The sequence below is a fragment of the Quadrisphaera sp. DVD1 genome, assembly GCF_058932755.1.
In genome coordinates, this window is the sequence record NZ_JBZYWI010000108.1 from 1 (window position 1) to 10,579 (window position 10,579).

General features: G+C 77.5%; 8 protein-coding genes. 3 read left to right on the forward strand and 5 right to left on the reverse strand.

Going from position 1 to position 10,579, the window contains the following annotated elements:
- The coding region (locus AC5FZL_RS12180) for a PQQ-dependent sugar dehydrogenase (RefSeq protein ID WP_493618966.1) at positions 1 to 1,063 on the forward strand (1,063 nt) is incomplete at its 5' end.
- On the opposite strand, the gene AC5FZL_RS12185 is transcribed toward AC5FZL_RS12180, so the two are convergent.
- From AC5FZL_RS12185 to gatC, 5 genes are all read right to left on the reverse strand, one after another.
- A complete protein-coding gene (locus AC5FZL_RS12185) occupies positions 1,049 to 3,376 on the reverse strand; it encodes a putative bifunctional diguanylate cyclase/phosphodiesterase (protein ID WP_493618968.1) in 2,328 nt (775 codons plus the stop codon). The two genes, AC5FZL_RS12180 and AC5FZL_RS12185, sit on opposite strands and share 15 nt — an antisense overlap.
- A 64-nt stretch (positions 3,377 to 3,440) precedes the next feature.
- A complete protein-coding gene (locus AC5FZL_RS12190) occupies positions 3,441 to 4,757 on the reverse strand; it encodes an aminotransferase class I/II-fold pyridoxal phosphate-dependent enzyme (protein ID WP_493618969.1) in 1,317 nt (438 codons plus the stop codon).
- A gap of 158 nt (positions 4,758 to 4,915) precedes the next feature.
- Positions 4,916 to 6,451 (reverse strand): Asp-tRNA(Asn)/Glu-tRNA(Gln) amidotransferase subunit GatB, encoded by a 1,536-nt coding sequence (gene gatB, locus AC5FZL_RS12195; RefSeq protein ID WP_493618971.1) that lies wholly within the window; start codon positions 6,449 to 6,451, stop codon positions 4,916 to 4,918.
- Positions 6,448 to 7,959: an Asp-tRNA(Asn)/Glu-tRNA(Gln) amidotransferase subunit GatA gene (gatA, locus tag AC5FZL_RS12200; RefSeq protein ID WP_493618978.1), complete on the reverse strand. Its 1,512-nt coding sequence runs from the start codon at positions 7,957 to 7,959 to the stop codon at positions 6,448 to 6,450. Before gatA ends, gatB begins: the two co-directional genes overlap by 4 nt.
- Positions 7,960 to 7,997: 38 nt before the next feature.
- The gene (gene gatC / locus AC5FZL_RS12205) at positions 7,998 to 8,318 is read right to left on the reverse strand and encodes an Asp-tRNA(Asn)/Glu-tRNA(Gln) amidotransferase subunit GatC (RefSeq protein ID WP_493618973.1); all 321 of its coding nucleotides are present in this window, start codon (positions 8,316 to 8,318) and stop codon (positions 7,998 to 8,000) included.
- Positions 8,319 to 8,358: 40 nt separating this feature from the next.
- Here gatC and AC5FZL_RS12210 point away from each other — a divergent pair, with 40 nt between their 5' ends.
- Both AC5FZL_RS12210 and AC5FZL_RS12215 read left to right on the forward strand, forming a co-directional pair.
- Positions 8,359 to 9,264 carry an MBL fold metallo-hydrolase gene (locus AC5FZL_RS12210; protein WP_493618974.1) on the forward strand — a complete coding sequence of 302 codons (906 nt, stop codon included), beginning with the start codon at positions 8,359 to 8,361 and terminating at the stop codon, positions 9,262 to 9,264.
- Between the two features lie 10 nt (positions 9,265 to 9,274).
- Positions 9,275 to 10,579, forward strand: a 1,305-nt coding sequence (locus AC5FZL_RS12215) for a threonine/serine exporter family protein (protein WP_493618976.1), incomplete at its 3' end; no start/stop codon positions are given.

Genomic DNA, 10,579 nt, shown 5'->3' on the forward strand with positions numbered 1-10,579 from the left:
CTCCGCCGCGCCGCCCGCTGCGCCCGCCCCGGTGACGGGGCGACCCGGCGCCCCGCAGGACGTCGTGACCGGGCTCTCCGTGCCGTGGACCGTCGCGGTGCTCCCCGACGGCACGGCGCTGGTGACCGAGCGCGACACCGCGCGCGTCGTGCGGGTCGGCGCGGACGGCGTCGCGCGGCCCGTGCTGGCCGGCGGCGAGGACGGGGCCGTGCCCGGCGTCGCGCCGCGCGGCGAGGGCGGCCTGCTGGGCCTGGCCGCCTCCCCCGCCTTCGCCAGCGACCGCACCGTCTACGCCTTCACCACCACCGCCGAGGACGACCGGGTGGTGCGGATGCGGCTCTCGGACCCCGCGCCGGGGGACGCCGGCAGCGGTGGAGCGCTGTCCGACCCCGAGCCGGTGCTCACCGGCATCCCCTCGGGCCAGGTCCACCACGGCGGGCGCCTGGCCTTCGGGCCCGACGGGATGCTCTACGTGAGCACCGGCGAGGCCGGGGAGCCGCGCCGCTCGCAGGACCCCGACGACCTGGGCGGCAAGGTCCTGCGGATCACCCCGGAGGGCGGGGCCGCGCCGGGCAACCCGGTGCCGGGCTCGCCGGTGTGGACGCTGGGGCACCGCAACGTCCAGGGCCTGGGCTGGGACGCGCAGGGGCGGATGTACGCGAGCGAGTTCGGGCAGGACGCCGCCGACGAGCTGAACCTGCTGGAGCCCGGCCGCAACTACGGCTGGCCGCAGGTGGAGGGCCTGGCCACCTCCGCGGCGGACCGCGAGCGCTTCACCGACCCGCTCGTGACCTGGGCGCCCTCGCAGGCCTCGCCCAGCGGGCTGCTCGTCACCGGCGACGCGGTCTACCTCAGCGCGCTGCGCGGGCAGCGGCTGTGGCGCCTTCCCCTGGCGGACGGCGCCGTGGGCGAGCCCGAGGCGCTGCTGGCCGGGGAGCTGGGCCGGCTGCGCGACGTCGTCGTGGGCCCGGACCGCTCGTCCCTGTGGCTGCTGACCAACAACACCGCCCGCGGGGAGGGGAGCCCCGGCGACGACCGCCTGGTGCGGCTACCGCTGGAGTGAGGCGCGCGGCGCGGGCAGCCGCGCCGCGGACGCGCCGGCCCCACCGCTGGCGCGGGGGCCGACGACCCGGGTGAGCTCGGCGAGGTCGGTGACGGCGATCGCGCGCGACCACAGCCAGCCCTGGCCCAGGCGCACGCCGAGCGCGGTGAGCGCCGCCGACTGGTGGGCGTGCTCGACGCCCTCGGCGATGACCTCCAGGCCCAGGGCGCGGCCCATCCGCACCAGCGCCTCGACGACCGCGCGGGTGCGCGTCTCGGCGAGCCCGGCGGTCAGCGAGCGGTCGATCTTGACGACGTGGGCGGGCAGGCGCCCGAGGTAGGACAGCGAGGAGTAGCCGGTGCCGAAGTCGTCGACGGCGATCCGCACGCCGCGGGCCTCCAGCGCCTCCAGCGTGGTGACGGCCGGGTCGTCCGGGGTGACGTAGACGGCCTCGGTGACCTCCACGACGAGCAGGTCGGCGGGCACGCCGGCGAGGCGCAGTGCGTCGAGGACGCGATCCACGTAGCCGGGGGTGCGCAGCTCCAGCGGCGAGGCGTTGACCGACACGCGCAGGCGGCGCTCGACGCCGCCGACGGCGCGCAGGGCCTCCAGGCCGCGGCCCAGCACGGCGGCCCCCAGCTCGACCACCAGGCCGTGCTGCTCGGCGACGGGCACGAACTCGTCCGGGCGCACCACCCCGAGCTCGGCGTCGGTCCAGCGGGAGAGGACCTCGAAGCCGACGACCGCGCCGGTGGCGATGTCGACCACCGGCTGCATGGCCGCGTCGAGGCGGTCCTGGGCCAGGGCGGCCCGCAGCCGGTGGGCGATGAGCACCCGGCGCCGGGCCGCGGCGGCGACGTCCTCGGTGTGGACGACGACGCGGTCGCGGCCGGCGCGCTTCGCCTCCTGCATCGCCGTGCTGGCGTCGGACAGCCCGAGCAGGGGGTCGCCCGAGCCGCCGCCGGGCAGGACCGCCACGCCGGCGCTGGCGGAGACGACCACCTGCGCGACGCCGTCGAGGGCGGTGGCGGCGCGCCTCACGGCGGCCAGCACGGTGGCGGTGCCCGCGGCCGCCTCGGGGCCGTCGCCGGGCCCCACGAGGGCGAACTCGTCACCCCCGAGCCGGTAGCACCGCCACCCGCGGGGCGCGCTGGCCAGCAGGGCGCGGGCCACCTCCACGAGCAGGCGGTCGCCGGCGGAGTGCCCGATCCGGTCGTTGACCTCCTTGAAGCCGTCGAGGTCGAGCACCACGACGCACCCCCCGGCGCCGCGGTGGTCCTGGTCCTCGAGGTGGTCGACCAGCGCGCGCCGGTTGCCCAGGCCGGTGAGGAAGTCCCGCTCCGCCTGGTCGGTGAGAGTGCGCACGAGCTGCAGCCGCTGGTGCTGCAGCACGAGCTCGCGGGCGCACAGGAGGACGACGAGCGCCACGGACAGCCCGACGCTGACGGCGTCCAGGCCCGCGGGGTGCGCGAGCGCGCTGATCGCCAGCGCTCCGGCCAGGGCCATGACGAGCACGGTGGTGGGGGCGCTGGTGCGGGCCTCGACGCTCAGCTCGCGCAGGCGGCGGGGCCCGACCGGCCCGGAGGCCACGGCGAGCAGCCCGACGGAGATCAGCGGCCAGCCCAGGCACGCCGCGGCGGGCGCCAGCCAGGGCCACGTGCCGCCCGCCTGGACGAGGTCGTGGGTGACCACGAGGTCGCCCAGGGTGAACAGCGCGAAGCCGCAGGCGGCGACCAGCACGCCGCGGTCGAGCCCGGCGAGGGAGACCTGCAGGCCCACCGAGAGCAGCCCGAGGTCGGCCAGCAGCACCGCGACCGCGAGCACCGTGTCGGAGCCGGCCGAGGTGACCGGCTGGAAGGCGGCGAACCACAGCAGCGCCGTCGCGGCGACGGCCAGGACGAGACCGTCCATGGCCAGCCGCCGCCGGCGGCCGGCGGGGCCGCGGCCGCGGCCGCGGGGGAAGGCCGCGATGCCGACGAGCGCGAGCGGTGCCGCCGCCGTGCAGACGACGTCCCCGGCGGTCGAGACCTGCGGCGAGCCCGGCGCGGCGAGGGCGGTGGCCGCGATCATCAGCTGGCCGACGCCCCACATCACCACCCCGGTGCCGAAGACGGCCTGGAAGCGGGCTCGGTCGCCGGCGCCCCGGGCGCGCGCGACGAGCACCACCCCGCCGGCCAGCGCCAGCAGGCCCGAGAGCAGGGCGCCGACGGGGAAGGCCCACGCGGAGCCCGACACCCCGAGCGCCACCGTCGCGGCGGCTGTCACCGCGCCGCCGATCACGGCCGGGCCGAGGGCGCGACGAGGCGGGGTCACGGGCGGCAGGGCGGAGGACACGCCCTTCTCGTCGGCGCCCCGGCGCGCCTCCTGAACCCCTCGGCGCGAGCGCGCCCCGGTCGGCTCAGGCGGGCCCGGCCGCCCTCGCGGCCGCGGCGGCCGCCGGCGGACGGTGCTGGGCCGGCAGCACCAGCGGCGCCGGGCGCCGGTCGGCGTGGAGGTCGACGTGGAGGTCGGCGTCGGCGGGCAGCTGCACCACCGAGGGCCGCACCGGGGCCTCGGGGACGCGCGCCGCGGCGACCACGCCCACCGCCCGCTCGAGCTGCTCCTCGGTGTGGGTGGCCATCACCGACAGCCGCAGCACCCCCTGGTCGCGGGGCACCGCGGGGTGGATGGCGGCGTTGACGTAGACGCCCGCGTCGAAGACCGCGCGCCACGCGTGCAGCACCCGCTCGTCGTCCCCGACCGGGACCGCGACGACGGCGCCCTCCCCCGGCAGCACCGGCACGCCGCAGCGCGCCAGCTCGCGGCGCAGCAGGGCGCTGAGCGCCCGCACCCGGGCGACGCGCTCGGGCTCGGCGCGCAGCACCCGCAGGGCCGCCAGCGACGCGCCCACCGAGGCCGGCACGTTGGCGGCGGCGAAGACGTAGGGCACGGCCCGGGTGCGCAGGCCCTCGGCCAGGGCCGCGCTGGTCAGGACCGCGCCGCCGCAGGAGCCCAGCGACTTGCTCATGGTGATCGTCACGGCGTCGACGTCGCCCAGGACGCCGGCCGCCTCGGCGGCGCCGCGGCCGGTGGCCCCGAGCACGCCGATGCCGTGCGCCTCGTCGACGACGAGCCGCGCACCGGCCTCCGCGCACACCGCCACGAGACCGGCCAGCGGCGCGGTCTCCCCCTGCATCGAGTACACGCCGTCGGCCACGACGACGACCCCGGCGCGGGCGTCGACGCGCTCCAGGCGCGAGCGCAGCGAGGCGAGGTCGTTGTGGCCCCAGCGCAGCACCTGCGCCCGCGAGGCCGCGGCGCCGGCCTGGATCGACGCGTGCGCGTGCGCGTCGACGAGGACGGCGTCCCCCGGCCCGCCGACGGCCGAGAGCAGGGCGAGGTTGGCGGTGAACCCGCTGGAGGTCACCACGGCCGCCTCGACGCCGTAGAAGTCCGCGAGCTCGTCCTCCAGCGCGAGGTGGAGGCCCGAGGTGCCGTTGAGCACGCGCGAGCCCGACGCTCCGGTGCCGTAGAGCTCCAGCGCGGCCCGCGCCGCCTCGACCACGCGCGGGTCGGTGGTCAGGCCCAGGTAGTTGTTCGAGCCCAGGTTCGTGCGCTCGACCCCGTCGGTGTAGCGGGTCACCGGCCCGGCGGCGCCGGCGACGGGCACCGAGTAGGGCGTCGGCCCGGCCGCGCTCTCCTCGCGGAGGGAGCGGGCGGTCGCGTCGCTCGCCACGGGGGCGAACGGGTCACGTCGAGAGATGGGGGCACCAGCCTTCCGGCAGCGGGCGGTCCGAGCCCTCGCAGGGTGGCACGCGCGCCCGCCCGGAAACGGCGCTTCGTCGCAGATGGCTGCCGCCGGTCACGCTCAGTGACGCGGCGGCAGCCGCCCGCTCAGGACGGGGCGCCGACCCGCTCGAGGACCAGCTCGCGCACCCGGGCGGCGTCCGCCTGCCCGCGGGTCGCCTTCATGACCATGCCGACCACGGCGCCCGCCGCGGCGACCTTCCCCGAGCGGATCTTCTCCGCGACGTCGGGCGAGGCGGCCAGCGCGTCGTCCACCGCGGCGAGCAGGGCTCCCTCGTCGCTGACCACGCCGAGCCCGCGCGCCTCGACGACGTGGGCGGGCGAGCCCTCGCCGGCCAGCACGGCCTCGAGCACCTGGCGGGCGAGCTTGTCGTTGAGCCTGCCGCCCTCGACCAGCGCCTGCAGCTCCGCGACGTCGTGCGGGGTGACCGGCAGGTCGGCCAGCTCGCCGCCGGCCGCCTTCGCGTGGCGGGACAGCTCGCCGGTCCACCACTTGCGGGCGCTGGCGGCCGAGGCCCCCGCCGCCGTCGTCGCCTCGACGAGGTCCAGCGCGCCGGCGTTGAGGACGTCGCGCATGTCCAGGTCGGTCAGGCCCCAGGCCTCCTGCAGCCGGCGGCGCCGGGTCGCGGGCGGCTCGGGCAGCGAGGCGCGCAGCGACTCCACCCACGCCGGGTCCGGGGCGACCGGCACGAGGTCCGGCTCGGGGAAGTAGCGGTAGTCCTCGGCGTCGGACTTCACCCGGCCCGAGGTGGTCAGGCCGGTGTCCTCGTGCCAGTGCCGGGTCTCCTGCACCACGCGGTCGCCGGCCAGCAGGACGGCGGCCTGGCGGCTGACCTCGTAGCGCACGGCGCGCTCGACCGAGCGCAGCGAGTTGACGTTCTTGGTCTCGGTGCGGGTGCCCAGCGGGGAGTCCGGGGTCTCGCGCAGGGAGAGGTTGACGTCGCAGCGCATCGAGCCCTGCTCCATCTTCACGTCGGAGACGCCCAGGCCGCGCAGCAGGTCGCGCAGGACCGCCACGTAGGCGCGCGCCACCTCACCGGCGCGCTCGCCGGTGCCGACCAGCGGCCGGGTGACGATCTCGATGAGCGGGATGCCGGCGCGGTTGTAGTCGACGAGGGAGTGCTCGGCGCCGTGGATGCGGCCGGTGGCCCCGCCCACGTGCAGCGACTTGCCGGTGTCCTCCTCCATGTGCGCGCGCTCGATCTCGACGCGGTAGGTGAAGGGGGGCCGCGTGCCGTCCTCGGAGGCCGGCACCTCGACGTCGAGCCAGCCGTCGTAGGCGATCGGCTCGTCGTACTGGCTGGTCTGGAAGTTCTTCGGCATGTCCGGGTAGAAGTAGTTCTTCCGGGCGAACCGGCACTCGGCGGCGATCGTGCAGTTCAGCGCCAGCCCGATCCGCACGGCGGACTCCACCGCGGCGGCGTTGAGCACCGGCAGCGCCCCGGGCAGCCCGAGGCTGACCGGGTCGACCTGGGTGTTCGGCGGGGCGCCGAACTCCGTCGCCGAGCTCGAGAACATCTTCGTGGCCGTGTTGAGCTCCACGTGCACCTCGAGCCCGATCACCGGGTCGAAGCGCGCGACGGCGTCGTCGTAGTCGACGAGCGCAGGGGTGGGGGTGCTCATGCGGACAGCTCCTCGGCTGCGGGGCGCCAGGTGGGGATGCGGTCGAGCAGCGGTGCGCCCCAGGCGTGCAGCAGGCGCGCCTCCAGGGCGGCGCCCACCCGGTAGAGGCGGTCGTCGGCCATCGCCGGGGCCAGCACCTGGAGCCCGACCGGCAGGCCGTCCTCGTCGGCCAGGCCCACCGGCAGCGACATGCCGGGGATGCCGGCGAGGTTGGCCGGGATGGTGGCGACGTCGTTGAGGTACATGGCGAGGGGGTCGTCGAGCTTCTCCCCCAGCCGGAACGCCGTGGTCGGCGCGGTCGGGGAGACGAGCACGTCGACCTGCGCGAACGCCGCGGCGAAGTCGCGCTGGACCAGGGTGCGGACCTTCTGCGCGCTGCCGTAGTAGGCGTCGTAGTAGCCCGAGGACAGCGCGTAGGTGCCCAGGATGATCCGGCGCTTGGCCTCGTCGCCGAACCCGGCGGCGCGGGTGGCGGCCATGACCTGCTCCGCCGTGACGTCGTCGCCGTCCGGCACGACCCGCAGGCCGTAGCGCATGCCGTCGAAGCGGGCCAGGTTGCTGCTCGCCTCGCTGGGCAGGATGAGGTAGTAGGCGCCCAGGGCGTGCTCGACGCTGGGGACGCTCACCTCGACGACCTCGGCGCCGGCGGCCTCGAGCTCGGCCAGCGCCTCGGCGAAGCGGGCGCGGACGCCGGCCTGGTAGCCCTCGCCGTCCAGCTCGCGGACGACGCCGACGCGCACGCCGGTCAGGTCGCCGCGAGCGCCCTCGCGGGCCGCGGCCACGACCGGCGGCACGGGCAGGTCCAGGGAGGTGGAGTCCAGCGGGTCGTGCCCGGCCATCACCTCGTGCAGCAGCGCGGTGTCGAGCACGGTGCGCGCGCACGGGCCGCCCTGGTCCAGGCTGCTGGCCAGCGCGATGAGGCCGTAGCGCGAGACGCCGCCGTAGGTCGGCTTGACCCCGACCGTGCCGGTGACCGCGGCGGGCTGGCGGATCGAGCCGCCGGTGTCGGTGCCCGTGGTCAGCGGGGCCTCGAACGCCGCGAGCGCCGCGGAGGAGCCGCCGCCGGAGCCGCCGGGGATCCGCGTGGCGTCCCAGGGGTTGCGGGTGGGGCCGAACGCGGAGTGCTCGGTGCTCGAGCCCATCGCGAACTCGTCCATGTTCGTCTTGCCGAGCGTCACGAGGCCGGCCTCGCGGAGCCTGCGCACCACGGTCGCGTCGTAGGGCGGCACCCAGCCGGCGAGCATCCGCGAGCCCGCGGTGGTGGGCAGGCCGCGGGTGACCATGACGTCCTTGACGCCGATCGGGACGCCGGCCAGCGGGCCGAGCTCCTCCCCCGCCGCGCGGGCGGCGTCCACCGCGCGGGCGGCGTCCAGGGCGCGGTCGGCGGCGACGTGGAGGAAGGCGTGGACGCCGGTCGCGGCGGGGCCGTCGACCTCGGCGATCCGGTCCAGGTGGGCCTGGGTCAGCTCCACGGAGGAGACCTCACCGGCGGCGAGCAGCTGCGCCATCGCCGAGGCGTCGGCGCGGATGAGCGGGTTCACGTCGCTCACGCCTCCTCCCCGAGGATCCGCGGGACGAGGAAGCGGCCGTCCTCGGCCGCCGGGGCGCCCGCGAGCGCCTCCTCGGCGGTGAGGGTCGGCACGACGACGTCGGGCCGGGTGACGTTGCGCAGCGGGATCGGGTGCGAGGTCGCGGGCACGGGCAGGCCGGTGGCGGCCTCGTCGCGGGCGACGGCTGCGGAGACGGACGCGACGGCGTCGACGATCGCCCCGAGCTGGTCGGCGAAGCGGTCGAGCTCGGGCTCGGTCACGTCGATCCGGGCGAGCCGGGCCAGGTGCGCGACCTGTTCGCGGGGGATGGCGGGCATGGGGGGTGAGTCTAGGCGGGCGCGCTGGGTAGGGGCCCGCATGGCCACCCCCGCCCCCACGGGCCCCAGCTCGGTCCCCGGCTCGGTCCCCGGCTCGCCGGACGGCGCCTCGCTGCAGTTCGTCGGGACGGCGACCACGCTGCTCCGCTGCTGCGGCTTCACCGTGCTCACCGACCCGAACTTCCTCCACCAGGGCCAGCGCGCCTACCTCGGGTACGGGCTGAGCTCCAAGCGCCTGACCGAGCCGGCGCTGTCGGTGGACCAGCTGCCCGCCCTGGACGCCGTCGTGCTCTCCCACGCCCACGGCGACCACTGGGACCGCGAGGCCCGGCGCGGCCTGGACCACGACCTGCCGGTGGTGACGACGAAGCACGCCCGCCGGCGGCTGCGCCCGCAGGGCTTCACCGGCGCGGTGGGCCTGGACCCCTGGGAGGTGCACCAGCTGCGGCGCGGCTCGGCGACCCTGACCGTCACCGCGCTGCCGGGCCGGCACGCGCCCGGACCGCTGCGCTTCCTGCTGCCCCCGGTGATGGGCAGCATGCTCGAGTTCCGCGAGGACCGGGGGGCGGGTGCCGAGCTGGTGCTGCGCGTCTACGTCACCGGCGACACCCTGCTCTTCGACGGGCTCGGCGCGATCGCCCGCCGGTGGCCCTCGATCGACGTCGGCGTCCTGCACCTGGGCGGCACCACCCTGCCCGGCGGGCTCGTGGTGACGATGGACGGCGAGGCCGGCGCCGACCTCGTCGAGCTCGTGCGCCCGGGGACCGCGGTGCCGATCCACCTCGACGACTACGGCGTCTTCCGGTCCGGGCTGGCCGACTTCACGGCGGCGATGGAGCGCCGGGGGCTGGGCGACAGGCTGGCCGCCGTCGAGCGCGGCGGCGTGCTGCCGCTGCCGGTGCGCGCACCCGGCGGACCCGGCCCGGCGGGAGCCGCGCGCGGGTAGCGTCGCGCGGGTGGTCGGGTCCTCCCGCGCCGGGGACCGGCGCCAGCAGCAGCGCGTCCAGGGGGGCCTGCCGGAGGCGCAGGCCACCCAGCTCCTCCAGGTGCTCGTGCGCCTGGCCGAGGCGCTGCTGTCCAGCGGCGCCTCGGCGGCCGACGTCACGAGCACCACGGTCGGCGTCGCCCACCGCGGCGGGCTGGCCACCTGCCAGGTCGACGTCACCTTCACGTCGGTGACGATCTCGACCATCCGCGAGGACGGCACGCCGCTGACCGTGCTGCGCACCGTGCCCGAGCGCGAGACCGACTACGGGCGCCTGGCGCACCTCTACGCCCTGGCGAGCACCGCCGACGGGCTGCCGGTGCCCGAGGTCGAGCGGCGCCTGCGCGAGGCGCTGGCCCGCCCGCGGCTCTACCACCCGCTGACCGCCCGCGCCGCGGCCGCGGTGCTCGCCGCGGCGGTGGCCGTGCTGCTCGGCGGGAGCGCGGCGGTGGCGGTCGTCGCGGCCCTGACCACCGCCGCGGTGCAGGGCGTGCTCGCGGTCGGGGCGGCCAGCCGGCTGCCGCCCTTCTTCACCCAGGCCGCGGGCGCCGCGCTGGCCACCCTGGTGGCGGTCGGCCTGCTCCTGGCCGAGCCGTGGCTCCCGGAGGTCCTCGCCCTCTCCCCCTCCCTCGTCGTCGGCTCGGGCATCGTCGTGCTGCTGGCGGGCCTGTCCCTCGTCGGGTCGGTGGAGGACGCCATCGGCGGCTACTACGTCACGGCGTCCGCCCGCACCTTCGAGACCGTGCTCATGACCACCGGGATCGTCGTGGGGATCGCCGGGGTGCTCGACCTCGCCCAGCGCTGGGGCCTCGACCTGCCCCTGCTCACCCCGGCACCGCCCGCCCACGCCCTGCCCGTGGCCGCGGCCGCGGCGGCGGTCGCGAGCGGCGCCTGGGCGGTCTCCGGGCACGCCGGGCGGCGCGCCGCCGTCCTCGCCGCCCTCACCGGCGGCATCGGCTGGGCCGTGCTCGTGGGCCTGGAGGTCATCGGCACCGGCCCCGGCGTGGCCAGCGCCGGGGCGGCCCTGGTCATCGGCGTCCTCGCCCAGCGGCTCGGGCCGCGGCTGTCGGCCCCGCCCGTGGTCGTGGCCACCTGCGCGATCGTGCCGCTGCTGCCGGGCCTGGCGATCTACCGCGCCATCTTCGTCATGACCACGGTCAGCCCGGCCGCCGGGCTCGGGCCGCTGGTCGAGGCGCTCGGCGTGGCCCTGGCGCTCGCCGCGGGCGTCACCCTCGGCGAGTGGCTGGCGGCACCGGCGCGCGTCCGCGCGCGGCGC

Coding starts and splice junctions, on each gene's coding strand:
- gatB (WP_493618971.1), bottom strand. CDS start 6,451: ATGAGCACCCCCACCCCTGCGCTCGTCGACTACGACGACGCCGTCGCG.
- gatA (WP_493618978.1), bottom strand. CDS start 7,959: ATGGCGCAGCTGCTCGCCGCCGGTGAGGTCTCCTCCGTGGAGCTGACC.
- gatC (WP_493618973.1), bottom strand. CDS start 8,318: ATGCCCGCCATCCCCCGCGAACAGGTCGCGCACCTGGCCCGGCTCGCC.
- AC5FZL_RS12210 (WP_493618974.1), top strand. CDS start 8,359: ATGGCCACCCCCGCCCCCACGGGCCCCAGCTCGGTCCCCGGCTCGGTC.